This is a genomic window from Bacillus sp. WC2503, from assembly GCF_052682895.1.
This window is the reverse complement of record NZ_JBQYMD010000001.1, coordinates 557,353-581,496: the sequence shown is the minus strand read 5'-3', so window position 1 is coordinate 581,496 and position 24,144 is coordinate 557,353. Positions and strand designations below refer to the sequence as shown.

27 protein-coding genes and 1 tRNA gene are annotated in these 24,144 nt (G+C 35.3%); 12 read left to right on the top strand and 16 right to left on the bottom strand.

Annotation, left to right across the window (positions count from 1 at the left end; all coding sequences use genetic code 11):
- Positions 1-165: 165 nt before the first annotated feature.
- Both ACUN26_RS03135 and ACUN26_RS03130 read left to right on the top strand, forming a co-directional pair.
- Complete coding sequence (locus ACUN26_RS03135) at positions 166-300, top strand: anti-repressor SinI family protein (RefSeq protein ID WP_000276222.1); 135 nt, start codon at positions 166-168, stop codon at positions 298-300.
- Between the two features lie 79 nt (positions 301-379).
- Positions 380-703, top strand: a complete 324-nt coding sequence (locus ACUN26_RS03130; protein ID WP_000578871.1) for a helix-turn-helix domain-containing protein — start codon at positions 380-382, stop codon at positions 701-703.
- A gap of 75 nt (positions 704-778) precedes the next feature.
- Here the strand turns inward: ACUN26_RS03130 and calY are convergent, their stop codons facing one another.
- The 6 genes from calY to ACUN26_RS03100 all read right to left on the bottom strand — a co-directional run bounded on the left by calY (position 779) and on the right by ACUN26_RS03100 (position 5,873).
- Positions 779-1,372 (bottom strand): biofilm matrix protein CalY, encoded by a 594-nt coding sequence (gene calY / locus ACUN26_RS03125; RefSeq protein WP_000053720.1) that lies wholly within the window; start codon positions 1,370-1,372, stop codon positions 779-781.
- A 427-nt stretch (positions 1,373-1,799) separates the two neighbouring features.
- Positions 1,800-2,654 (bottom strand): DUF4047 domain-containing protein, encoded by an 855-nt coding sequence (locus tag ACUN26_RS03120; RefSeq protein ID WP_000919981.1) that lies wholly within the window; start codon positions 2,652-2,654, stop codon positions 1,800-1,802.
- 135 nt (positions 2,655-2,789) lie between these two features.
- Positions 2,790-3,377 carry a CalY family protein gene (locus ACUN26_RS03115; RefSeq protein WP_000172853.1) on the bottom strand — a complete coding sequence of 196 codons (588 nt, stop codon included), beginning with the start codon at positions 3,375-3,377 and terminating at the stop codon, positions 2,790-2,792.
- Positions 3,378-3,441: 64 nt separating this feature from the next.
- Positions 3,442-4,011 (bottom strand): signal peptidase I SipW, encoded by a 570-nt coding sequence (gene sipW / locus ACUN26_RS03110; protein WP_000767788.1) that lies wholly within the window; start codon positions 4,009-4,011, stop codon positions 3,442-3,444.
- Positions 4,012-4,205: 194 nt separating this feature from the next.
- Positions 4,206-5,492 (bottom strand): D-alanyl-D-alanine carboxypeptidase family protein, encoded by a 1,287-nt coding sequence (locus tag ACUN26_RS03105; protein WP_000234287.1) that lies wholly within the window; start codon positions 5,490-5,492, stop codon positions 4,206-4,208.
- A 153-nt stretch (positions 5,493-5,645) separates the two neighbouring features.
- Entirely contained in the window at positions 5,646-5,873 is a 228-nt protein-coding gene (locus ACUN26_RS03100) for a hypothetical protein (protein WP_000251867.1), read from the bottom strand.
- Between the two features lie 435 nt (positions 5,874-6,308).
- Here ACUN26_RS03100 and ACUN26_RS03095 point away from each other — a divergent pair, with 435 nt between their 5' ends.
- The 6 genes from ACUN26_RS03095 (at position 6,309) to ACUN26_RS03070 (ending at position 8,613) form a co-directional block, all read left to right on the top strand.
- Positions 6,309-6,524, top strand: a complete 216-nt coding sequence (locus ACUN26_RS03095) for a hypothetical protein (protein ID WP_000929646.1) — start codon at positions 6,309-6,311, stop codon at positions 6,522-6,524.
- A gap of 193 nt (positions 6,525-6,717) precedes the next feature.
- A tRNA-Val gene (locus tag ACUN26_RS03090) sits at positions 6,718-6,790 on the top strand.
- Positions 6,791-6,910: 120 nt separating this feature from the next.
- Positions 6,911-7,090, top strand: a complete 180-nt coding sequence (locus tag ACUN26_RS03085) for a hypothetical protein (protein ID WP_000060405.1) — start codon at positions 6,911-6,913, stop codon at positions 7,088-7,090.
- Positions 7,091-7,253: 163 nt separating this feature from the next.
- Entirely contained in the window at positions 7,254-7,448 is a 195-nt protein-coding gene (locus ACUN26_RS03080; protein WP_000443121.1) for a hypothetical protein, read from the top strand.
- 32 nt (positions 7,449-7,480) lie between these two features.
- Positions 7,481-7,687, top strand: a complete 207-nt coding sequence (locus ACUN26_RS03075) for a hypothetical protein (RefSeq protein ID WP_000568080.1) — start codon at positions 7,481-7,483, stop codon at positions 7,685-7,687.
- Between the two features lie 452 nt (positions 7,688-8,139).
- Positions 8,140-8,613 carry a hypothetical protein gene (locus ACUN26_RS03070; protein WP_000846644.1) on the top strand — a complete coding sequence of 158 codons (474 nt, stop codon included), beginning with the start codon at positions 8,140-8,142 and terminating at the stop codon, positions 8,611-8,613.
- A 326-nt stretch (positions 8,614-8,939) separates the two neighbouring features.
- Here ACUN26_RS03070 and ACUN26_RS03065 read toward each other — a convergent pair whose 3' ends face one another.
- From ACUN26_RS03065 to ACUN26_RS03020, 10 genes are all read right to left on the bottom strand, one after another.
- Positions 8,940-10,181 carry an ABC transporter permease gene (locus ACUN26_RS03065; protein ID WP_001084157.1) on the bottom strand — a complete coding sequence of 414 codons (1,242 nt, stop codon included), beginning with the start codon at positions 10,179-10,181 and terminating at the stop codon, positions 8,940-8,942.
- Positions 10,174-11,073 carry an ABC transporter ATP-binding protein gene (locus ACUN26_RS03060; RefSeq protein ID WP_000054719.1) on the bottom strand — a complete coding sequence of 300 codons (900 nt, stop codon included), beginning with the start codon at positions 11,071-11,073 and terminating at the stop codon, positions 10,174-10,176. The genes ACUN26_RS03065 and ACUN26_RS03060 overlap by 8 nt, the downstream gene beginning before the upstream one ends.
- 32 nt (positions 11,074-11,105) lie before the next feature.
- Complete coding sequence (locus tag ACUN26_RS03055) at positions 11,106-11,174, bottom strand: hypothetical protein (protein WP_131232464.1); 69 nt, start codon at positions 11,172-11,174, stop codon at positions 11,106-11,108.
- Between the two features lie 766 nt (positions 11,175-11,940).
- Entirely contained in the window at positions 11,941-12,537 is a 597-nt protein-coding gene (locus ACUN26_RS03050; protein ID WP_000756069.1) for a DUF4878 domain-containing protein, read from the bottom strand.
- 168 nt (positions 12,538-12,705) lie between these two features.
- Positions 12,706-13,251 (bottom strand): hypothetical protein, encoded by a 546-nt coding sequence (locus tag ACUN26_RS03045; RefSeq protein WP_001267646.1) that lies wholly within the window; start codon positions 13,249-13,251, stop codon positions 12,706-12,708.
- 80 nt (positions 13,252-13,331) lie between these two features.
- Positions 13,332-13,601, bottom strand: a complete 270-nt coding sequence (locus ACUN26_RS03040; protein ID WP_001193096.1) for a hypothetical protein — start codon at positions 13,599-13,601, stop codon at positions 13,332-13,334.
- 17 nt (positions 13,602-13,618) lie between these two features.
- The gene (locus tag ACUN26_RS03035) at positions 13,619-13,981 is read right to left on the bottom strand and encodes a hypothetical protein (protein ID WP_001034135.1); all 363 of its coding nucleotides are present in this window, start codon (positions 13,979-13,981) and stop codon (positions 13,619-13,621) included.
- Positions 13,982-14,116: 135 nt separating this feature from the next.
- Positions 14,117-14,299 (bottom strand): DUF3976 domain-containing protein, encoded by a 183-nt coding sequence (locus ACUN26_RS03030; RefSeq protein ID WP_001178306.1) that lies wholly within the window; start codon positions 14,297-14,299, stop codon positions 14,117-14,119.
- A gap of 28 nt (positions 14,300-14,327) precedes the next feature.
- Positions 14,328-14,705 (bottom strand): hypothetical protein, encoded by a 378-nt coding sequence (locus tag ACUN26_RS03025; RefSeq protein WP_001000064.1) that lies wholly within the window; start codon positions 14,703-14,705, stop codon positions 14,328-14,330.
- Complete coding sequence (locus ACUN26_RS03020; protein ID WP_000428507.1) at positions 14,702-14,917, bottom strand: helix-turn-helix transcriptional regulator; 216 nt, start codon at positions 14,915-14,917, stop codon at positions 14,702-14,704. The genes ACUN26_RS03025 and ACUN26_RS03020 overlap by 4 nt, the downstream gene beginning before the upstream one ends.
- Positions 14,918-15,884: 967 nt before the next feature.
- On the opposite strand from ACUN26_RS03020, the gene odhA reads away from it, so the two are divergent.
- The 4 genes from odhA (at position 15,885) to ACUN26_RS03000 (ending at position 24,133) form a co-directional block, all read left to right on the top strand.
- Positions 15,885-18,752, top strand: a complete 2,868-nt coding sequence (gene odhA / locus ACUN26_RS03015; RefSeq protein WP_000197114.1) for a 2-oxoglutarate dehydrogenase E1 component — start codon at positions 15,885-15,887, stop codon at positions 18,750-18,752.
- Between the two features lie 130 nt (positions 18,753-18,882).
- Positions 18,883-20,142 carry a 2-oxoglutarate dehydrogenase complex dihydrolipoyllysine-residue succinyltransferase gene (odhB, locus tag ACUN26_RS03010; RefSeq protein ID WP_000569923.1) on the top strand — a complete coding sequence of 420 codons (1,260 nt, stop codon included), beginning with the start codon at positions 18,883-18,885 and terminating at the stop codon, positions 20,140-20,142.
- Positions 20,143-20,267: 125 nt separating this feature from the next.
- Positions 20,268-22,187, top strand: coding sequence for a putative thiazole-containing bacteriocin maturation protein (locus ACUN26_RS03005; protein WP_001061534.1), 1,920 nt, complete (start codon positions 20,268-20,270; stop codon positions 22,185-22,187).
- Complete coding sequence (locus tag ACUN26_RS03000) at positions 22,184-24,133, top strand: TOMM precursor leader peptide-binding protein (RefSeq protein WP_000191879.1); 1,950 nt, start codon at positions 22,184-22,186, stop codon at positions 24,131-24,133. Before ACUN26_RS03005 ends, ACUN26_RS03000 begins: the two co-directional genes overlap by 4 nt.
- The last annotated feature ends 11 nt before the right edge of the window (positions 24,134-24,144 follow it).

The following is a 24,144-nucleotide window of genomic DNA, read 5'->3' as shown; positions in this document are numbered from 1 at the left end:
ATCGAACAATTTATAATTATTTCCATCGAGGGAGTTTAATGGGGATTTTATCTTTGTTTTACCTACACAATATTTGATAATTCGATACATAAAATAAAAAATTCGGTTTTATTATCATTTATTCTGTAGCAGCAGTTATGACCGATAATTAGGGAGGAATTACAATTGTACAAAGATAAGACGGACACACTGGATCAAGAATGGATTGATTTAATACTTGAAGCTCTAGATGCTGGTATCGCCCTACAAGATATCGAACACTTTTTCCAACGTATGAAGCCATCAAGTCAAGCTCAATAGCCTTGTTCTTTTTAACGAAGTTTATGTTATAATAATGACATCATAAGACGACGACATATTGATAGAAAGGTGCGCAAACATGATTGGAGAACGTATAAAACGCCTTCGTTTACAAAAAGGTATTTCATTAACTGAACTTGCCGAAAAAGCTGGTGTTGCTAAATCTTACATTAGTTCTATAGAACGAAATTTACAAAAAAACCCTTCCATTCAGTTTCTTGAAAAAATCGCAGCAGTTCTACAAATTCCAGTTGATACTTTACTTCATGACGAAACAGAAAAGGAAGCTCACCTAGACTCCGAATGGACACAGCTCGTTAAAGACGCAATGAACTCTGGTGTCTCTAAAGAACAGTTTCGTGAATTTCTTGAATTTACACAGTGGAAGAAAAATCAAAAATAATATATAAAAAGGAGTGCTTACAAACTAGCACTTCTTTTTCTTTATAAAAAAAAGCGGGGGATACCCGCTTTTTTTTTATTTTTCTTCCCCAGCTTCTTGGTTAGCATTGAATGTCCACTCTAAATTCAATGTATCACCTTGGAATTTATTTTGGTCTTGACCATTATCTTCGAATACAAATTGTACCCATAGATAATCCTCTGTACCAGCTTCTAATCCACCTTTTTCTCCCCACTCAGGAGCAAAGATGTCTTTAGCTAAAAGATCTGGATCCGCATTTTGTAAGTCTGCTAAAGTTGTTTCATATACAGGCTCACTTTGTTTATCCCAGTTCCAAATAAATTTTACTTTAATGTGCTTGCCAAAGTCTTCCCCAGCATTATCATTTTTTGCATCTTTCACAGTATACTTTGTTGCTAATTTAACGTCTTTAATTGTTAACGAACCATCGTTCTTTAGTAAGAACTCTTTCTTAACAGAATCCCCTGGTTTTAAATCTTTAATATCCACAAGCGTTTTAGGGTTTAATGTAAGATCTAACGTCCCAGCTGCAAATGTATTATTTGATACTTCTTTATCGCTAAAGAATGCAAACGTTCCTCCACCAATTAAAGATAACCCCAATGCTGCTGATGCAACTCCCATACCTAATTTCTTTTTCAGACTCACAATCAATTCCCCCTAGCTGTTTTTTGTATTTTTACATTGCTATCTCTCATATAAATTAAGAGATGTAAATAAAACTATATTAGCGATGCTAATATTTGTTCTTTTTCAAAAACCTTAAGTTCATTATAACGAACAAACTTATGTAAATACAACAACATTTTTTAGTATTTTCAATTATTTTTATTTCTCAATATTATTTAGATTTTTCAGAAAATAATATATACTACTTTATACTAATTTATAACTTTTTTCACACGCAAATACATTTCATATTATAAGAAAAAAGAAAGACAAAGAGGTGAGGGCTAACGTTCCCTCACACTCCTATAAAACATTAATCGTTTTGCTTATTCGCTCGTTATCTCTTGCACCACATTCTTGTTTTCCAGCTGTTTCACTAAAGCAGTTACCCCGCTTTTATCTGTTTCTATTTTTTCTGTTCCTCTGCTTTCTTCTGCTCTTCTAGCTTTTTCTGTTCTTCTACTTTCTTTTGTTCTTCTGCCTTCTTTTGTTCTTCTGCTTTCTTCTGTTCTTCTACTTTCTTCTGTTCTTCTGCTTTCTTCTGTTCTTCTGCTTTCTTCTGTTCTTCTACTTTCTTCTGTTCTTCTACTTTCTTTTGTTCTTCTGCTTTCTTCTGTTCTTCTACTTTCTTCTGTTCTTCTACTTTCTTTTGTTCTTCTGCTTTCTTCTGTTCTTCTACTTTCTTCTGTTCTTCTACTTTCTTTTGTCCTTCCGCTTCAAGTGCAACGTTTAATTGTTGCTGTAGAGCCTGAATTTGCTCATCAATAGCTTTCAAACTAACTTCTTTCTCAATATAATCTCGCTTCTCTTTTATAATCTGAAAGCCTTCATTCACATATAAGGCTACTTTTTGAATCGACTCATCTTTAGTTACTTTTAATTCTTCCTGTATTTGGTTGTAAGGAGCTTCTATTTCAGTATATACATTTTGCAAGGCTTCCTTCTCAGAAACAATTTTCTCACGACCTTGTTGCCATACAGAAATTGCCTGTTTTATTTCTTCAATAGAAGTTACTTTCAGTTTCCCCTTCATTGTTCCATACTCATGCTCAATAAACTTTTTATGTTGCTCAGCCTGTTCTTTTAATGTAGTAACTGTTTTCGGAAATATAATTGCTGTAGAAATACTCGCTTCTACTTTCGTTTCATGAATGAATGCCGCTTCTGTATGCGTCATAACTTGAGATCCTAAATAAAACGTAATAGAGCACATACACGGCAATATAAGCATCTTTTTTAAATTACGTGGTCTTTTCAGCATCTTAATCTCTCCCATCGAACATTCCGTTCTTTATACAGAACATTATCTTTATTATAATAAAGAACTATATAAAATGATAGCTATATACTAGAAAAATAGAAAAAGGGCTATCCATATGATAGCCCTTTTTTATTATTATCTTTCTTCACCTGCTGTTTGTTGTGCATCAAACGTCCAATTTAATTGTAACTTATCGCCTTGGAATTGATTTTGATCTTTCCCATTATCAACGAACTCAAATTTCACTTTGAATTTATCAGATTTACCTGCAGAAATACCTTTTTCATCCCAGAACCAAGCAGCTAAATCATTATCTACGGCTGTAAGTGTGTCACCCTTCAATTTATCTAATGTAGTTTGTTTCACAATTGTCTCATGCTTATCTACATTTTTTAAGAATGTTACTTTAATATGTTTACCAAAATCATCTTTATTATCTTTCTTTACATCTTCTACATTATAATCTGTTTTCAGTAGAACCTTTTTAATATTTAAGGAGCCTTTATTTTCTAGTTTAAATTCTTTTTCAATTGTATCACCAGGTTTTAAATTCGATACATTAACAACTGTTGATGGATTTAATGCTAAATCAAGTGTACCAGCCGCAAATGTATTGTTTGACACTTCTTTATCACTGAAAAACGCAAATGTTCCTCCACCAACTAATGCTGCTCCTAGTACTGCTGATGTGATACCCATTCCTAACTTTTTCTTTAAAGTCATGTCCATATCCCCTTAATATATATATATTTGTTAACTTCCTAAACGGAAAGTATAACCAAACGATCTAGACGGATTGTTCTACTTTTTTATCTTTCTTTTCTCCGTCAATGCTACGAATAGCGCCAAAAATAGAAATCGCGGAATAACCAAGTAAAAAGACGCCTGGAATAATAAGAAGTAATGCTGCTCCCGCTTTTGAATTCGCATAATTCAGTAAATAACCAACGTACGGAACTGTAATATCTGCATATTTCCCAACTACATTTTCTGCAAGTACTGGTTCTAAATCTGGTCCGTTGTTGTTATCCCCTTTTGTTTCATACATTACTTTTCCATTTGTATCTTTCACACCGATAATACGGTGAGTGATAATTTTTTGATCTTTCTCTTTAAAGGTAATAACATCACCTTTTTCATATTTAGAACCATCTTTCTTTGGCTCTATTGCAATGATTGATCCTGTTAAAAACGTCGGTTCCATCGATCCTGAAAGAACGCTCTTAAACTGATATCCCATCACTGTCGGATCCCCACCGCTCGCTTTTGAAGAAATGACTACAAAAGCTAAGAAAACCATCAATGCAAATAAAACAAATGAGATCGCGTTGCTAATTATCTTCCAAATTAATTTCATCGTCTCTCTCCCTCTCCGTTGTTTTATATTATTTGAAGTATGCAATGCTTCTTGTGTTCTTTAACAAGAACACAAGTAAATGATATAACGAACTTCGAGTTATTGCAATAAGAAAATTTACAATTATTAGTTAAACTTCTTTTCCGTATATAAAAAAGACTGTGACAAAATCTCTTCACAGTCCTCATGCTTTTTTACTTTTCTTCTGATTTTATTCCTTGTCTATTATGGCGCACCACAGCATATAAAATGACTCCAACTAATACAATCGCACCTATCCCAATACTTATCACTTTCACATTTGACTCTGTTATTTCAGGCTCAATTGTATCCTTTTTAGGCATCGCAAAAGTAACATCTTCTTTTGAAAGAACATTTATCGTCGCAATTGTTTGATTATTTTTCGTAATATCGACTGCACCAACTACCTCACCACGATGGATTCCCTTATGATACAAAGAGTCTTTATCTAATGAAGCGGCCCGAAAAATAGTTTTCACATTTTTCCCTTCATCTTTCTTAAGCACAAGCTCTGCACTTTTTTCAAGTTCGCTATCAATATCTTTATTTAAATACGTTGTCTTTTGATGCCAACTATGTTTATCTAGCACCGTTTGTTTCGTAAATTGCCCAAAAGAATATTCCGCCATCTGCTTTAAATCCTCATAGATTTCAGGTCTTTGAGAAGCCATTACTACATTTATAATACGATTTCCATCTTTCTCATTTAATAAAACGAGCGTATTACGTGCCTCATTCGTAAACCCCGTCTTACCGCCGATACTATATGGGTTCTCAAAATAAATAGATTTATTAAAAATAGACACCGTCTGCCTAGATGTAGTAACTGTCGTTCTTTTCGTATTCATCGCTTGCAAAATTTCAGGATACTTTTGCACACCTCTCGTAATCATAGCGATATCATACGGCGTCGTATAATGGTTCGGATCATGCAGTCCATTTGGTGTTACAAAGTGACTATCTGTAGCACCTAACTGTTTTGCCTTTTCATTCATCATATTAGCAAAATTCTCAACACTTCCACCAATATGCTCCGCAATCGCATACGACACATCATTCGCACTTAACACCATTAAAATCATAAGCGCTGTATTTCTATTCACCGTCTCGCCGGGTTGAAACTCAATTTGATAATTACTCTTCTCTTGATCTAATGCTAATTGCGAAAATGTAAACTGATCCTCTGGCTTCGTATGCTCCATTAACAAAATCGCTGTTAACACTTTCGTCACACTAGCTGGATACGCACGATGATGTGCATTTTTGTCATACAACAAATCACCTGTTTTCGCATCAATCGTAGCTGCAAACTGACTAAAAACATTTGGCCCTTCCTTAGGTGGTGGTGCCACTTGCTCCGGATTCACTCCAATATTCGTCTCAGCACGCAACGTCATAGGTGTCAATAAAAACAAACCAATAACTGTAATAAAAACCAAAATTTTCTTGAAAATTACCATATGACTCTCCCTTTTCACTTTACTCCTACAAATAAAAAATGAATCTACCAATCTATATGTAATTTGTATTAAATTGGAAGAAAAATCACTATTTTTTACTATATCATATTTTTACGATAAAGGACATAATTATACAATAAAAATAAGAAGGAATTACTCTTTCTTATCCTTCTCATCAATTAACGAATCTATTAACTTCTGACTTGCTTCCTCAGGCGTAATCTCATCCGTCATCCCCATAAATGACCAACCTTTAGAATCGACCCACTCAACAAGCTCTTGCAAAAACTCATCATGCGTAACATCTACATCAAGAATCGAGCCATTAATCGAAATCGTTCTATTTCTAGAAACGCGCATCTTGAACGTTTTTCTTACCATTACAATAATTCTCCCTCTACTCTTGAATATTTATAAAGTTAAACTTTAATCCGTGGGGGTTTTCTTCATCCCCCACGGATTATTAGCCTTCACCAATCGGGCTTTTACGGGCAGTTGATCTCCCACCTAACTTCTTTGCTTTCGCTGAATTTTGAGCGGGGATCTTACTGCCCGTTAATGCGGGGTAAAAAAATCTTGTATCTCTGTTATACATGATTTTAAGTAAATTGTAAAAAGGATATATTGGCCAATTTGAATATCGAAAGTGAAAATCCCTTATTCTACATAGCCATCACACGTTATACAATTTGTCATACATTACTAAATACATCCGTATAAAAACAACACAACTTTCATTTTATCACATCAAATACACTTTGCTTTCGTACAATCAAATGGAATATATTAAAAAAACTAAAAATGAGGAGGAATTCTATGGCACATTGTACATATTGTAAGACGAAGTGGAAAATAAAAGATGTATGGTCGATACTTGTGACATTTGAAAAAGATTGTCCGTATTGTTTTGGAAGGCAATACCTTTCTAACGATACCTTTCATCATGCTAATGCTGCTTTACCTTTGCTATTCTTATGTCCTTTACTTGTTGATTTAAGCGATGAAAACCCTTTGGATAAATATCGTAAATAATATAACCTCTACATTTAAAACCTACTTTCTATTCAGTTTCCTTCTTATTAATTATTCCTTTATTCACTTCTAGCATGATTGTACAAGATCCATCTTTAAAAACTTCCTGTATAAATATTGTAAAATTTCAGTTAATTATATATAATTGCTTTAGCATTATTATTAAAGATGCTATTACATAAGTATTTTTGAAGATCCCGTAGCTCAGCAGGGAGAGCGCCACCTTGACAGGGTGGAGGTCGTGAGTTCGAGCCTCTCCGGGGTCATATCCTTTTGTATCAACTGTTGATAATTTCATATTTTGAGCAAAACTAACGGTGAGTACCGCTCAAGTTTTGATCGAAACTCCTCCTTTAACTCTAAATGAGAATGAAGGAGTTTTTTTTATGTCTTTAACATACTTCACAGAAAAAGAAATCGTAAAAAAACGACAACCCCACAAACGGAAAACTAGCAAAATTTCAAAAGAATATTCTGTTGAACGCGTATTCGAAAGATTTATTGATAGTAAAGTAAAACAGAATTCACGCCCCAACATCATTGAATCAATTCCTTCTTATGTTTAATAGTATAAAAGCATTTCATGGAACACAAAATGCTCAAATATTCTATATGACCGATATTACAACAAATTTTATTTATGACTGGGTTTATTGATTAAAAAATGAATGTGTATGCTTTGATGGCCATATTTACGTGCATCAAGATACAGAAATAGGAATCAGAACAATGGAGCGCTATGTAGAAATGGGGCCGTTAGAAGATGCAAGTTTGGTAGCGGAAATTCTCAAGGAAACGAGATGCTGTGATTTACTGCATGTAATAAAATTGTTTGATTTTCAATCCGCTGAGCAAATTGAACATATCTCACGAGGTAACCCAAGCACCTACTCAGCACAATGGTATACAACGGTCTATGTTTGACATAGGCCCATTTTTTATAAGGAGTAATTGCTATGATCGACGTATATATAATGCAACCATTCGATAAAAGGGAATTTGCCAAAACAGAAATTTTATTGACTTCGGAAGTGACTGAAATATTGAGGATTTCAATGGCTCGTATGAATGCGCTATTGAAAAAGGGACAAATCAAACCCATCAGACGGACGAAAGGCACGAGTATATTTCTACGTGAAGAATGGTTAAAGGATATGGAATGAGGGTACAAATCTATAATTGAAGATGTTAAAAAATCGTATCATCAAAAAATTAAAGAAAATGTTAATGAGACTTTATCAGACTTAGCATGATGAAAAACGAACTATAGTATTGGTTCGTTTTTTATTATGCACTTTTGCATACAGGATTATTTTCTCTTGTAAATAGGTAATAGTAGTATATAATAAAAATAATATTTTACCAATAAAAGGTAACGAGGAAGGTGGGATAAGTAAATACCCAAAACGTATTAACAGATTTATTCTATGTAAATCATGATACATATATGGAATCAAAACTATGGAATTTTATGTAGAGATTAGATTACTACACGACACAAGATTACTAGCGAATACATTCGAGGAAAAACAGCGTTCGATTAGATTCATGTTATAAAACTACTTAATGTGATATCTATTGAACGAATTGAGAATATACTTAGGAGGAATTTCAAGTGAAAACATTTGGTAAAGTATTATTAACAGGAGCTTTAGCTTTGGGCGGTTTCACGGTTATGAACATTGATACAACTAAAGCACATGCCGACGGAGCAAGCGAGTTCTGTCGTTATATCTGTGGACCTAGCGAAACGGTGAATGGTGTTACAGTTCAAGTACACGCTACGGAATACCGATTTGGGCAAAACGTAATTGCAAGAATTACAAATGACCGAACTGAGGATATTCATTACAATGTCAGCATCGAAAAGAAATATGGAGATAGCTGGGGAGAATATGATACTTTCTTCAATTGGAAAAATCAATGGGTTCCAGCTGGAAGTAATGATGAAATTTCTACTTTCACAGGATATGGCGAAGATATTGGAGATAATGGAACATACCGTTACAAAGTTGAAATTGTAAGCGCTGATGGTTCTGTAGATACAATTTACACAGCAGGAATGACAGTTACAGGAAGAGGAGAATAATCATGAAAAAATAAGCTTTTCGGAGCTTATTTTTTTATATATAAAATTGAATATCGATATTCAGAAATAGATAGGTAGGGAACGAAACAGTCCCTACCTATTTTATAAATTCCACGTATTTACCTAATGGTGCATATGTGTTTATGATCCTACTTCTTCTTTTTCTATCGTTTACAACATAAGGTTTTTTAAATTATCAACGCTTTCTAAATTGACAACACATTCTTTTATATTTATTTATATACATTTTACAAAAAATAAAGAACTACATAGATTAACCATGTAGTTCTTTGTAAATATAAGTCTCAAAAATGAATGAGCTAATCTTATTTCTTCCCTAACTTGATTGCCTTCTTTATATTACTAAATGCACCTTTACCATATAATAATACGCCGCCGCGGTAAACACGGCTCGTTAAACCAATCATCATACATATTGTTGCTAATAGAATCGCTAATGTAAGCGCAATCTCCCATACTGGAATATTGAGGAATCCAATTCGTACGAGCATAACAATAGGAGTAAAGAAAGGTATATAACTAGTAACGGTAACAACCGTGCTGCTTGGATTTGACATTCCATAAAGTGCGATATACAAAGCAGCAATTAACATAAACATCAGTGGCATAACAGCTTGAGAAGACTCCTCTATACGACTAATAATAGAGCCGAGTAGACAAGATAATGAGCCATATAATAAGAATCCTAATGTGAAGAATAAAATCCCATACGCCACTAGAGTAGGAGCAACAGAGTTTAAATCAATACTATTTAAAATATCATTTTTCGATTCATTAATTGCTATTTTATACCCAACAGTTGCGACCAAGCCCCAAATTATCATTTGTGTAATACCTGCCAATAATGTTGAGAATAGCTTCGCATATAAATGTTTTGTAGGCGAAATACTTGAAACAACTAACTCCATTACACGAGAAGATTTTTCTGTTGCAACATCTGTAGCTAATTGCGCAGCATACAATAATATCATAAAATAATTTAGCATGATAAAGGTATTAATTAAAATTCCTACACCCTCTGTATGTTCTCCATCTTTAACCTTATCTGAAACAGTTTTGGTATGAATTTCTACTGGCGTCGTTAACACCTTTAATTCATCTTGCGATAGATTCAATTGCTGAGCGAAATTAGAAGATTGTATTTGAGATAAAATCGTTTGAACCTTGCTAACATCTTGCTGATTTACATCTGTCTCAGTTATATACGTAGCCTTTAGTTGTTTATTTTCCAATTCCTCTACAACGATAGCATATGAATAATCACCATTTTTAACGCCCGATTCTGCTTTTTGTTTATCCGTACTATGTTTAACATGCATCTTACTATCGACATTTTTAAACACTTGATGAATAGTTGTATATAATTCTTCTTTTTCTGTAACAATGACAACTTGCTCTTCCTCGTTACCTACAAAATAGTTATAAATTTTGTCAAAGTTCATCAGTCCTATAATTAACATAGAAATTATGATTGTAATAGCAATATATGATTTAGCTTTTACCTTAGATTTATAGTTTTGTAAAAAAATCGTCCAGAAACTATTCATGCTGTGCACCTACTTTCTCAATAAAGATGTCATTTAGTGTAGGCTCTTCCACTGCGAACTTTTTAACATACCCTAATTTCGTTATCTCTTTAAATAAAACATGCGAAACTTCTTCATATGAAATTTTAAGAGTAACTGCATTCTTACGTTTCTTCATACTTTCCACACCTTTTATTTCTTTTAAATGATCAAAGTCATGATCGCCAACGATTATAACATTCTTTTTACCAAAGTCACTTTTAATTTTGGCAATGTCTCCCTGAACAACAGATACTCCTTTGTGCATGATACAAATGTGTTGGCATAATTCTTCCACATGTTCCATACGATGTGAACTAAAAAGAATCGACGACCCTTGTTTTTGCATATCAAGAACAGCTTCTTTTAACATTTCAACATTTACTGGATCTAAACCACTAAATGGTTCATCTAAAATTAAGAGTTCAGGCTTATGTATAATCGCTGTTATCAGCTGAATTTTTTGCTGATTCCCTTTTGAAAGTTCTCCTACCTTTTTGTTCAGATACTCAGTTATATTAAAACGCTCCAGCCAATAGTGCAGTTCTTTTTCTGCATCTTTACTTTTCATATTCTTTAATTTTGCAAAAAAGTTAACTTGTTCTTTGACAGTCATTTTCGCATAAAGACCACGTTCTTCTGGTAAATACCCAATCTTATCTGTAACATCATAATTTATAGGTTTACCATTCCATGAAATGGTTCCGCTTGATTTCGATAAAAGTCCAAGTATCATTCGAAATGTAGTCGTTTTACCTGCTCCATTCCCGCCCAAGAACCCAAATATTTCACCTTTCGGTATCTCGATATTCAAATTATTCACTGCAACATGCTCGTCAAATTTCTTTGTTAAATCTTTAATTAGTAAACTCATTATCCACAACCTTAATTCCCAAGATGATTTATTTATACAATTGTATATCCATAGTCAACCACAATATTTTGCCCTCTAATGGCATCACTTTTATCAGACATTAAAAATAAGATGACATTTGTAACATCTTAAATTCCGAAAAATCTTCTATATGGTATCTTCTTTAATAACTTATTTCCCTCAAAGGACTTCAAATAGCTTTCGTTATTATCGTTTATAATATAGGACGATGGCACACAATTCACTGTAATATCTCATTTTTTATCCTTCAAAAATGAATCATTACCAACAAATGTTATATTTCGCATTATAAGGTTAGCATAAGATTAAAAATAATTAATATGCAATTTTGCATATTTTAGCACTCCTAATTATTTACATAGTGTTGACCACCTTTATTTAAAGAAGCCCCCACATTCACTTAAAACACGAATTTGTTAATCAATACTTTTTCTTTAATTTTTCATGGGAGAACTGAAATTAATTAGTAACCCTGTTAAACACCTAAATCTTATAATTAAACTAACTAATCTTCCTCTAATAAATTGTTGTCTTATTTAACTTCACAATTAATAGTATTCAGCAGGCATAGTCACAACATCTTCGTACATCTCCTCATTAAAACTGAAAGAAAACTAATTAAAATCTGGTCTAGAAATTTCACTTTTCTACGTTACAGGATCTGCCTAAGAAAACATCGAATACAGTATCTTCCCTGTTACAACTAGCTTTATGTTATATATTTATAAAAACATGATATAAAATTTTTAGAATGGATATCGTGAGTTCAAACCTCTCCATGGTCATAAAAAAAGACACCATATCACCCTACTACGTGATATGATGTCTCTTTTTTATGTAAGTCAATCACTTCCCACCAAACATCTTCTCCAAAGCTTTAGCATTCGCAAACAATACTTCTTTCAAGTTATCGTCAGCAACGATTTTGTAGTCACCATCTTTATTTTTCTTTAAGTTTAGTGTAACTTCGCGTGTTGCCATTATTGCATCTTTATCTGATAAATGTTTGACGATAGCTGACGTCATTGTTTTTTCGATTGCTTTTTCAGATTGCTCTTTATCTTCGCTAAAGGCACTAGCGAAGGCCATTGGCATAACTTCTCCCATTGCTTTCGTTACGGCAACAGATAGATCAGCAGATGTAATTTTCACTTTCACTTCTGCTTTATCATCTGTTTTTGATACTTCTTCTAGTTTTTCAAATTTAAAGTTTTTCGTAATTGCGCTTAGCATTTCTTTTGCTTCAGCATCATCTGTTTTTTCATTTAGTTTATTAAATTCCTTGTCACTTTCAACGAATGTACGAGCCTTCTCTACATCCCCTTTTTGTATTGCTGTTAAAAATTCTTCAGCAGTATCTTTCGGGTTTGCACATCCTGCTAGAACACCAACTGTTAACCCTATTACCATCATTAGTAGCAATAATTTCTTTACCTTTTTCACGTTCATTCTCCTCTTACCTTACCTTTTCTTTTCTAGTAAGCCATCACTATACAACAGTATAAAACTTACATTACAAACATTTTTTAGTATAACATTTATACGATTTATTTTCTATTCTTTCCCAAAAGATAAAGAGCCTTGTAGCATTTCTACAAGACTCTTTATCTTTTAATCCGTATCCGTAGCACAAATTAACCACATTTTATGCTCCTTACTATCTAATAACATCCAAGTAGCATCCCATGCAACATCGTAAAACCAATCTGTCCAAGGGTGGTCACTTTCAAACACTTTAATATCTTCGTATCGATCTTGGAACATATATTGGCATACATTAATCGCTAATTGCTTCGCAGCAACCGGCCGTTCTTGAAATGCTTCATACGCTCCGCCCCACAAAATTTGAGCGGCAATGCTACCATCAAGCATGACTGCCTGATGCTCTTTAAAACGAAACTTATATTTATCTGATGTATGTATTTTTAATTCTTCTAAGTTATTGATTATATCTAAAGAGTTGCAGATTCTTCTGAAAAAGTGCTCGTGTCCATCTTCTCCATGTGGTATTTCTTTGAAAAAGTTTTCGTTATGTACTTTAAAACAGCTTATAACCGCTCCACCATTTAAGTTTTGTTTCTTATATGTATTTATAATTTGTTCAATAGATGCATGGTTTGTTTCTATTTTTTCAAACGTTCCTGCTCTCCATCTCATAATGCCGCTACTCTCTATTAAAGATTTGTTATTTCATTATAAATATCAAAATAAAACCCAGCAACTTTAAAATTGCTGGGTTATCCCTTATTCATATTCGAAACAATAATAACAATTACGCTAAGCACATCATGCCCCGCTACCATCCACATACTCCTATCAAAAATCATCAATGATAACCAAAGCGATATATTAATAGCAGCAAATAATACATATAAAATGAAATCTCTCTTTTGTAGTGCTTCTCTATTCATCAAAATATAAATGAAACCGATAGGAGGCAGAATAAAGCAAAGGAAAAAGACAAATATTTTTCTTAACGACCACGGGTATGAAGCTATTGTCTGCATATGAGTCTCCTTTTCTATTATAGTACTTGCTTTAACATCGGCCTTACTATTCTATATTCATCACCATAAGGTTCCTTTATGATTAAAGGCGATTGATCATCTTTTTTTTCTTCAATCATTGTGAATACTTCTGTTTTTTCTTGTAATGTATTAGATTCACTATTTTTAGTAGGTGCTTTACTTGCTTCAATTTTCTTTGTCACTTCTCCGAGCCTTTGTCCGACTTCTTCTGCTTGAGCAGGTTCATCCGTAACGTAGTATTCTTGGTCCTCCCATACTAATATAGGTGGTACTTGTTCTCGTGTGTTACATATTATATAAGTAATACTAGCTACAAGTAGTAGACTTGTTAATAAAAAGAAGATAGCTTTTTTATTCATATACTATTCTCCTTTTCTATTATTTTATTGGATTATACAATATAGCTTCCATGTAGTAAATGGTTTTTGTGGTAATTTTTAGGTTTTTATACAAAAAGAAAAACCTTACAAAAAGTAAGGTTTCATTTTTAAAATTTATAATGATTGAGTAATTAATACAATCATTACGATGATCGCTATAAACATAACAACTAAACAGCCAATCATTTTATAAAATCCTCGTTTCGTTAACGTCCCGTTTTGAACGTCTTTACGAATGAATAGGAACACCGCTAAAAATAAAACGATCCCCATACCAAAAGCATACATCATTTGCATATGTTAATCTTCCTTTCTCTCTTCCATCTTAATATCTTTTTGCCAAAACAACAAATGAGATAAAGACGGTACTCATTGTAAGTGCCATAAGTATATGTAATAGTTCAACCGCAGATAGTGTCATTACTTTTAAATTTAAGCCGATAGAGAAAAGGAGATAATACGCTGTTAATGCAAAAAAACTGAAGAACATCCCTTTATAACGAATGAGTTTCATTCGCTCATCTTTTTCTTTAAATTGCGGGTGTAAGTAACTTAAGCAGAAACACATAATCATCATTGCTAGTAACGTATAAGTAGGACTTGGTGGTGCTGAATGTGTCATTATACCTGCTAGTATCATAAATCCACTCATAATTAAAAAGATAATTCCCATAATAACAAAATACTTTTGTGAATCATTCATCCTTTCTCCCCCTCTTCTTTTCCTTCATAAATAAATACATGTTCTATCGTTGTTTGAAATGTTTTCGCTATTTCAAATGCTAATGGAAGTGATGGATCATATTTCCCTTTTTCAATTGAAATGATGGTTTGTCTGGAAACTCCAAGTTTCTCAGCCAATTTTTCTTGAGATAGTCCAAATTTTTTTCGATATTCGACCATTTTATTTTCCAAGGAAATTTCTCCCTCCTCCCTTATATCGAGTATATATGTAAAGTAAACTTTACATCAAGTTTCCTTTACATATATTTCAGTTTGTTTCACGCTATTTATCCCGCATTAACAGGCAGTAAGACTCCCACCTCAAAATTCAGTGAATACGAGGAATTTAGGTGGGAAATAACTGCCCGATTGGTGAAGGCTAATAATCAGTGGTGGATGGACAAACCCCACACTGATTAAAGTTTCACTTTATTATAGAAGAAACTTTTTCAATTTCAGCACGTCTATTTTGTAATGCAACATGGAACAATGTATATATCCGTTACTATATCCCTTCTCCATTTTTATAAAAATTTAATATCTCCATATTTGTTTTATCCTTTTAAAATATTTCATTTGCCGCTTTATTAGATGAAATGCGTTATTTGTTTTACGGTATTTTTCGGCATATTAATAGAAACTAACGGTTTATGAAGCATTTTTTATGTTTAGCCACTTTTTTTGTAGAAATCCTTCGTTTTCCTTTCAATATTTAACACTACCGAAATAAAGTTTACTCTAAATTCATAATTTTTTATTTTTTATACTATATTCCGTTATATTGTTGTATAATATCAATGAAAGCGCTTATTATTTCAATATACATAATTCGAACTTTATTTTATCGAAACATTCTAACTATTATACCTATATGTAAATGCAACAATTATAGTTGTTAGTGTAGGTATACCAAATATATCCACTCCATTTTTCTGTAAAATTACTTTATAACATGAAAGATTAACTTGGGTGATAAGTTATTGTGAATGTTTTTTTACAAAACAGATAAGTAATAGTGTTTGGTATTATGTAAATTATTGTAATAACATAAGAGTAAAGACAACATTTACATTAATTATTAGTTCATCAATTATTGAAAAAGAGCAAAATGCACCTTTTGTATAGGAAAAGGATTATATGCATTGGGAGGTTTAAACAAATGACGAGGAAGAATACAACGACAAACCCTTGGGCCAAGTTCCATGGTCCGAACCTTGGTTATGTTATTGAACAGTATGATCTTTACGTAACTGGAGCAGGTTCTGTTGATGCGGAATTACAAGAGCTTTTTGAAATTTTTGGAGCTCCTTCGTTTCAAGATGATGTCGTAACAGGGGACAACACAGCAACACATTTTTCTCCTCAAAACACAGGTAACATTGAAAAAATTCTTAAAGTCGTTCAACTTGTTGAACAGATTCGTTCTTTCGGGCATACGTTGGCTCACATCAACCCGATGGAAGATGCTGCAAACGGACAATCTCTTCTTGAGAAAGCAATGAACGAATTGAGCGATGCTGACTTGAAAGCGATTCCAGCTAAAACAGTATGGCAAGATGCACCAGAGGGTATTCACACTGCACTTGATGTAATTCATAGATTAAAAGACGTTTATACAAAATCTTTAGCTTATGAATTCTCACATATACAAGATAGTGAAGAACGCGCGTGGTTGCATCAAATGGTGGAATCAAATTCATTGCGTCAACCATTATCAAATAAAAAACGAACTGCTCTTTTAAAACGTTTAACAGCTGTTGAAGGTTTCGAGCAATTCTTGCATAAAACATTCGTTGGGCAAAAGCGTTTCTCTATCGAGGGCGTTGATATGCTTGTACCAGTTCTAGATGAAATTGTGCTAGAAGGTGCTAAAGGCGGCGTTGAAGATGTCATGATTGGTATGGCTCACCGCGGTCGTCTAAGCGTACTTGCTCACGTATTAGAAAAACCATATACTCACATGTTTGCTGAATTCAAACATGCAAAAATAGAAGGCGCAGTGGCAAATGCTGGCTGGACTGGCGACGTGAAATACCATTTAGGTAGAGAACAAGTCGTTGGGAATGAAGAAGTTAGCACTCGCGTTACATTAGCGAATAACCCGAGTCACCTTGAGTTCGTTAATCCTGTTGTGGAAGGTTTCGCACGTGCGGCTCAAGAAAATCGTAAAAAGTCTGGTCTTCCAGAACAAGATACTTCTAAATCATTCGTAGTTTTAGTTCATGGTGACGCTGCATTCCCTGGTCAAGGTATTGTATCTGAGACACTAAACTTAAGCAGATTGAACGCGTATCAAACGGGCGGAACAATTCATGTTATCGCAAACAATGCAGTTGGTTTTACGACTGATAGCTATGATTCTCGTTCTACGAAATATTCAAGCGACCTTGCAAAAGGTTTTGATATTCCGATTGTTCACGTGAACGCTGATGATCCAGAAGCTTGCCTTGCTGCTGCTAACCTGGCGATTCAATATCGTACGTTGTTCAAAAAAGACTTCTTAATCGATTTAATTGGTTACCGTCGCTACGGTCATAACGAAATGGATGACCCAGCAGTTACGCAACCACAAGTGTACAAAAAAATTAAAAATCACCCAACTGTAAGAGCAATTTATGCAGATCAATTACAAGCTGCTGGTGTTCTAAATGCAGATGAGGTTGAAACAATTACTCAATTTATACAAGAACAATTAAAATCTGATTATGCACAAGTACCACCAGCTGATACGAGCGATGCAACAATTCACGTTAAAGTACCAGATGTTGTTGCAAAAGGCATTCAGCCAATTGATACTGGTGTTGAACTTGACTCACTTCGTGCAATGAATGAAGGTCTATTATCTTGGCCAGAAGGCTTTAACGTATATCCGAAGGTGAAGAAAATTCTTGAACGCCGTAAAGATGCTCTTGAAGAGAACGGTAAAATTGAATGGGCACTTGCTGAGTCATTAGCATTCGCTTCTATTTTACAAGAAGGTACACCAATTCGTTTAACTGGTCAAGATTCACAGCGTGGTACATTCGCGCATCGTCACATCGTATTACACGATACTGATACAAATGAAACATATTCACCATTACATCGCTTACCAAACATTAACGCTTCATTCTCTGTTCATAACAGTCCGTTATCAGAAGCTGCTGTTGTTGGTTACGAGTATGGTTATAACGTATTTGCTCCAGAAACTCTTGTTATGTGGGAAGCGCAATATGGTGACTTCTCAAATACTGCGCAAGCATTATTTGATCAATACGTTTCAGCTGGAAGAGCAAAATGGGGTCAAAAATCTGGTTTAGTTCTTCTATTACCACACGGTTATGAAGGTCAAGGACCAGAGCATTCTAGTGCACGTCCAGAGCGTTTCTTACAGTTAGCTGCTGAAAACAACTGGACAGTTGCAAACTTAACGAGCGCAGCACAGTACTTCCATATCTTGCGTCGTCAAGCATCTATTTTAGGAACAGAAGCTGTTCGACCTTTAGTACTTATGACGCCGAAGAGTTTATTACGTCACCCACTTACGCTTTCAACTGCTAGTCAGTTAAGCGAAGGACGTTTCCAACCTGCTTTAGAACAAGAAAACCTTGGCATGAAACCAAATAAAGTTAAACGTCTTGTTTTAAGTACAGGTAAAATGGCGATTGACTTAGCAGCGGAAATCGAGTCTGGTAAACATGAATACAACTTAGATGAAGTTCATGTCGTTCGCATTGAACAGTTGTATCCATTCCCTGCTGAAAAAGTTCAATCTATTATGAAACGCTTTAAAAACTTAGAAGAAATTATTTGGGTTCAAGAAGAACCTCGTAATATGGGTGCATGGCATTACATGGCTCCAATTCTGTTCGAACTAGCTGGAGATACAGTGAAAACAGGTTACATTGGACGCCCAGATCGTTCTAGCCCATCTGGTGGCGATCCGTTCGCTCACAAAGCTGAGCAAGAACTAATTGTGGCGCACGCTTTAGATGTGAAGTATAACTTCCGTCAAGATAAACAAGAAATTGAAGTTTATAGCAACTAAAAGTAACAATGAATTTTTCCCGGCTCGACTTGGGCAGATATTCTGCCCAAGTCGAGCTAACAAATGGAGATTACCGAAGATTAAAGAAGACAAAACACACCGTTAGGCAAATAAGGGGAGGACATTTAAAATGATCGAAATTAAAGTACCTGAGCTTGCAGAATCTATTACAGAAGGAACTATTTCACAATGGCTTATCAACGTAGGTGACAAAGTTGAGAAAGGTGGCAGCGTTGTTGAGCTTGAAACTGATAAAGTCAATGTAGAAATCATTGCAGAAGATTCAGGTATTGTATCAAAGTTACTAGGCGAGCCTGGGGATACAGTTGAAGTTGGCGCAACTATCGCAATTTTAGATGCAAATGGCGCACCAGTGGCAGTAAGTACACCTGCACCAGTGGCTGAGCAACCAAAACAAGAAACAGCTGAAGCACCGAAAGCTGCTGCTCCAACTGCTGAACAAGCTACGGCTCTACAAGGTTTACCAAATACGAACCATCCTATCGCATCACCAGCTGCTAGAAAAATGGCTCGTGAATTAGGAATCGACTTAAACGACGTACGTAGCACAGATCCACTTGGACGTGTGAGACCACATGATGTACAAGCTCATGCTGCAGCACCAAAAGAAGCACCAGCTGCTCCAAAAAGTCCAGCTCCTGCTCCAGTTGCAAAAACGGAATTTGAAAAACCAGTTGAGCGCGTAAAAATGTCCCGCCGCCGTCAAACAATTGCAAAACGTCTTGTAGAAGTACAACAAACATCTGCAATGTTAACAACATTTAACGAAGTTGATATGAGTGCAATCATGGAATTACGTAAAGAGCGTAAAGATGCTTTCGAGAAAAAACATGATGTACGTCTTGGCTTTATGTCATTCTTCACAAAAGCAGTTGTTGCAGCATTAAAACAATTCCCATTATTAAATGCTGAAATTCAAGGCGACGAGCTTATCATTAAAAAATTCTATGATATCGGTATTGCAGTAGCAGCTCCAGATGGATTAGTTGTTCCAGTTGTACGCGATGCTAACCAATTAAACTTCGCTGAAATCGAAAGCGAAATTCGTAATTTAGGTATGAAAGCACGTGATAATAAACTTTCATTAAAAGAGCTACAAGGTGGTACATTTACAATTACAAACGGTGGTGTATTCGGTTCTCTAATGTCAACACCAATCCTAAACAGCCCACAAGTAGGTATTTTAGGAATGCACAAAATCCAAGTAAGACCCGTTGCAATTGATGCAGAACGTATGGAAAATCGTCCGATGATGTACCTTGCACTATCTTACGATCACCGTATTGTTGATGGTAAAGAAGCAGTTAGCTTCCTTGTTGCTGTTAAAGATATGCTTGAAGATCCAAAATCATTATTATTAGAAGGTTGATAGACTAATAGTCTATTAGAGGCTGTAGAATAAATCATTCTACAGCCTTTTTTTATTGCGTTCATACGGGACAAATTTCATGACATAAGCTAATAATGTATGCTTAAAACGTAAGGAGGATTAAAATGAATAACCTTCCAGCTCATGCAAAGCTTAAAGCAAATAAGGATACTTTCTTCCTTCCCGACTCAAACGGGGGTGTCTATTTTCGAAATAACGCCAGTTCATTCCGCATGGACGGTGATGGAATTTATAACTGGATTGAAAAATTAATGCCTATGTTTAATGGTGATCATTCTTTAGCAGAAATAACCGATGGTCTTCCTCTCCCCTATCAACATCGTGTATTTGAAATTGGAGAGATTTTATATGAAAATGGTTTTGTTCGTGATGTAAGTCAAGATGCACCTCATGAATTAAACAGTGCATTACTCGATAGGTATGCTTCGCAAATTGAATTTCTAGAAGCTGATTCTCATTCAGGTGCTTTAAAATTCCAGACGTACCGCGCAGCAAATGTCCTTATACTTGGTTCTGGGGATATGCTTACTTCCTTAGTTTCTTCTTTACTAGAATCCGGATTACCTACATTTCATTACCTTGTCACAGATTATATGGAAACAAATTACGACCGAATTCATGAACTAGTAGAACGTGCATATGAAGTTGATGACAATGTACTTGTTCAAGAAATAGATACTACAATTGACCGCCCCCTGCATGAAGTGTTCGAACCCTTTGACTGGATTTTATACGTTTCTCAAAATGGAGACATTGAAGGCTTAAGAACAGTTCACACGATTTGCAAGGAAGTAGGAAAGAACTTCATACCCGCCATTTGTTTATCAACATTCGGTTTGGCTGGTCCTGTCGTAACAGCTGATCGTGAAGAATGCTGGGAATCAGCTTGGCATCGGCTACATGAAACTACTTTGCAAAATGAAAATGCATCAGCTCCTTTTTCACCAATTACTGGCGCAATGTTAGCAAATATAATTGTTTTTGAATTATTTAAACACGTCGCTGATGATTCATATCGAGAAAAAGAGCCACAATTCTTTTTATTAAACTGTGAAACACTCGAAGGGACATGGCATCCTTTTATAAAACATCCTCTCGCAACTGATGAAAGTTTTACAATTGATACAATAGAAAATCTTACCGAAAAACTTGCGCAGCGGTCCAACCAACATACTTCAACTGAATTGTTCCGTTTTTTCGACTCATTAACTTCTAAAGAAGCTGGTATATTCCATGTGTGGGATGAACAAAATTCATATCAACTACCGTTATCACAATGCAATATTCAAGTAGCTACACCACTATCCGATGGTCCCGCTTCCCTCCTGCCTCTTATGACTTGCGCTGGTTTGACTCATAATGAAGCTCGCCGTGAAGCTGGTTTAACAGGAATTGAAACATATGTAGCTGAAATCATTCATCGCCTTATTCCTGAACATAACGATATCGGTATTGGTGCTGGGGAAACGATGACAGAAGGTGTATACCGGGCACTACAACAACATTTAAACAATAAACTATATGAGCGGCAATCACATATGCTAGAAGAAATTACAACGATCGACCTAGCTGAAATTCATGATACACATTGTAAGTTTTATTACGATGCTCTCTCTACAATTCATGAAGCACCTAAAATAGCAATGAGTGAAGAGATTCTTAGTTTTCCAGTCGTTTGGGTCGGTGTAAATGATAGATGGTATGGCGCATCCAGTATTAATATGACGTTAGCGTTACGTAACGCACTACAACTATCTCTTCTTCACATTCAAAATGAAGAAACTCCATACAGAGCTACTGTTTTGCCTGAATCATCTATTATTTTATATGACACTGATTCTTTTCGAATAGAAATACAAGCGGACGAAGAAATTCCAGATGTGCAATCTTTACAGCTTGCCTTGCAGCATTTAGGAGAACATAATTTTTATCCATTCGTGTTTGATTTAGCGATTGAATCATTTTTGAAAGAAAATTTAGATGGTGTGTACGGGGTATTAATTGCAAAGGAGGACGGTCTATGACTCAACATATATTGCTTATAGGAGATGGCCTACTTGCAGACTATGTACATGATCAATTACGCAAACAATATTCCATCATTCGCCAACATACAATTACAGACGAACTCCCTGAAAATATCAACCTCGCTCTCGTATTACATGACGGCTCTCCTTCTACTATTCATCATGATGCTGAGCTTGTTTTTCGTTCCAATCATATTCCGTGGCTACGTGCGTTTACTTCATTTGGTGAAGGTGTTATCGGACCTTATATTCATCCTCTTGCAACGGGATGCACCCATTGTGCCGATGGACGACGCTTTATCGCCGGATTTGATCAACAAGAAATGTGGGAATTACAGCGGAAATATGCATTGAAATCAGAGCACGTAACGAGGCGTGATGTACGCGCCACCCAAAATGGCATTCTGCAAATGTGCCAGCTCATTCATGCTGAAACGGAGAAAATATTAGCTCACGGACATTCTTCTTTAGAAAATGAACTCATTTTACTAAACTTACAAACACTGCAATGTACGCGGCATTCTTTTCTTCCAGATCCTCTCTGTCCTATATGTAGTAATTTACCTACTGATACTGCGGATGCGGCACAGATTTCTTTACAACCGAGCTTAAAAACAAGTGCTGAAACGTATCGCTGTCGTTCTATTCATGAACTAAATACATTTTTAACGAGAGACTATTTAGATTACCGGGTTGGTATGTTGAATGGAAAAATGCAGCATTCTTTATTACCATTCGCTGACGTCATTATAAACATGCCGTTAATGTTTGGGAATGAAGGTGTTGCAGGTCGAACCCATTCATTTGCACTGAGTGAAGCAACTGCTATTTTAGAAGGTTTAGAACGATATTGTGGTATGTCACCTCGAGGAAAAAAGACAAATGTGCATGGTAGTTTTCATGATTTAGAGGATCATGCACTGAATCCCCTCACACTCGGTGTACATACAAATGAACATTATAATCGTGATAGTTTTCCGTTTAAGCCGTTTAATCCTGACTATGAACAAAACTGGGTATGGGGCTATTCTTTATCACAAAACAAGCCACTTTTAGTTCCAGAATCAATCGCTTATTATAGCCTCGGTCATCGGGATGCTTTCGTGTATGAAACATCCAATGGTTGTGCAATTGGTGGTAGTTTAGAAGAAGCAATTTTTCACGGCATTTTAGAAATTGTAGAGCGTGATGCCTTCTTGCTCACTTGGTATGCTGAATTACCTCTTCCCCGCCTTGATCTTAGCTCAGCAAACGATACGGAATTACAATTAATGATTCAGCGGTTACGCACGATTACCGGGTATGAATTACACGTTTTTAACGCGACGATGGAACATGGCATCCCGAGTTTATGGGTAATTGCGAAAAATACGCGTGCAAATGGAATGAACGTTGTTTGTGCAGGGGGCTCTCATTTAGATCCTATTCGAGCTATAAAAAGTGCAATTCACGAAATAGCAGGCATGTTACTAATAGCAGATGATGAGCTCGAGCAAAAAAGAGAGTACTACGAAAAATGCTTACAAGATCCTTATCTCGTTAATAAAATGGAAGACCATAGTATGCTGTACGGATTAAAAGAAACGGAAGAACGTCTTCATTTCCTTTTACGTGACGATGCTCCGGTGCAATCGTTCCAAGAAATGAATGCATTACAATCGTTTGATATGGATTTGACATCTGATCTTCATCAACTTTTAAATCGTTTGCATCAATCTGGGCTCGAAGTAATCGTTGTAGATCAAACCGTCCCCCTTATAGAGCAGAACGGATTACATTGTGTAAAAGTCATGATCCCAGGCATGCTACCGATGACGTTCGGTCACCATCTCACTCGTGTTACCGGACTGGATAGAGTGTACACTGTACCGATGACACTTGGATATAGGGCTGAGCCTTTAACAAACGAACAATTAAATCCACATCCTCATCCATTTCCATAGTAAAGGGGGGA

What these genes read in the sequence shown, in the direction of transcription:
- ACUN26_RS03130 (WP_000578871.1), top strand. Translation starts at nt 380, where the DNA reads ATGATTGGAGAACGTATAAAACGCCTTCGTTTACAAAAAGGTATTTCA.
- ACUN26_RS03120 (WP_000919981.1), bottom strand. Translation starts at nt 2,654, where the DNA reads ATGCTGAAAAGACCACGTAATTTAAAAAAGATGCTTATATTGCCGTGT.
- ACUN26_RS03115 (WP_000172853.1), bottom strand. Translation starts at nt 3,377, where the DNA reads ATGACTTTAAAGAAAAAGTTAGGAATGGGTATCACATCAGCAGTACTA.
- sipW (WP_000767788.1), bottom strand. Translation starts at nt 4,011, where the DNA reads ATGAAATTAATTTGGAAGATAATTAGCAACGCGATCTCATTTGTTTTA.
- ACUN26_RS03105 (WP_000234287.1), bottom strand. Translation starts at nt 5,492, where the DNA reads ATGGTAATTTTCAAGAAAATTTTGGTTTTTATTACAGTTATTGGTTTG.
- ACUN26_RS03100 (WP_000251867.1), bottom strand. Translation starts at nt 5,873, where the DNA reads ATGGTAAGAAAAACGTTCAAGATGCGCGTTTCTAGAAATAGAACGATT.
- ACUN26_RS03095 (WP_000929646.1), top strand. Translation starts at nt 6,309, where the DNA reads ATGGCACATTGTACATATTGTAAGACGAAGTGGAAAATAAAAGATGTA.
- ACUN26_RS03085 (WP_000060405.1), top strand. Translation starts at nt 6,911, where the DNA reads ATGTCTTTAACATACTTCACAGAAAAAGAAATCGTAAAAAAACGACAA.
- ACUN26_RS03080 (WP_000443121.1), top strand. Translation starts at nt 7,254, where the DNA reads ATGGAGCGCTATGTAGAAATGGGGCCGTTAGAAGATGCAAGTTTGGTA.
- ACUN26_RS03075 (WP_000568080.1), top strand. Translation starts at nt 7,481, where the DNA reads ATGATCGACGTATATATAATGCAACCATTCGATAAAAGGGAATTTGCC.
- ACUN26_RS03065 (WP_001084157.1), bottom strand. Translation starts at nt 10,181, where the DNA reads ATGAATAGTTTCTGGACGATTTTTTTACAAAACTATAAATCTAAGGTA.
- ACUN26_RS03060 (WP_000054719.1), bottom strand. Translation starts at nt 11,073, where the DNA reads ATGAGTTTACTAATTAAAGATTTAACAAAGAAATTTGACGAGCATGTT.
- ACUN26_RS03045 (WP_001267646.1), bottom strand. Translation starts at nt 13,251, where the DNA reads ATGAGATGGAGAGCAGGAACGTTTGAAAAAATAGAAACAAACCATGCA.
- ACUN26_RS03040 (WP_001193096.1), bottom strand. Translation starts at nt 13,601, where the DNA reads ATGCAGACAATAGCTTCATACCCGTGGTCGTTAAGAAAAATATTTGTC.
- ACUN26_RS03035 (WP_001034135.1), bottom strand. Translation starts at nt 13,981, where the DNA reads ATGAATAAAAAAGCTATCTTCTTTTTATTAACAAGTCTACTACTTGTA.
- ACUN26_RS03030 (WP_001178306.1), bottom strand. Translation starts at nt 14,299, where the DNA reads ATGCAAATGATGTATGCTTTTGGTATGGGGATCGTTTTATTTTTAGCG.
- ACUN26_RS03025 (WP_001000064.1), bottom strand. Translation starts at nt 14,705, where the DNA reads ATGAATGATTCACAAAAGTATTTTGTTATTATGGGAATTATCTTTTTA.
- odhA (WP_000197114.1), top strand. Translation starts at nt 15,885, where the DNA reads ATGACGAGGAAGAATACAACGACAAACCCTTGGGCCAAGTTCCATGGT.
- odhB (WP_000569923.1), top strand. Translation starts at nt 18,883, where the DNA reads ATGATCGAAATTAAAGTACCTGAGCTTGCAGAATCTATTACAGAAGGA.
- ACUN26_RS03005 (WP_001061534.1), top strand. Translation starts at nt 20,268, where the DNA reads ATGAATAACCTTCCAGCTCATGCAAAGCTTAAAGCAAATAAGGATACT.
- ACUN26_RS03000 (WP_000191879.1), top strand. Translation starts at nt 22,184, where the DNA reads ATGACTCAACATATATTGCTTATAGGAGATGGCCTACTTGCAGACTAT.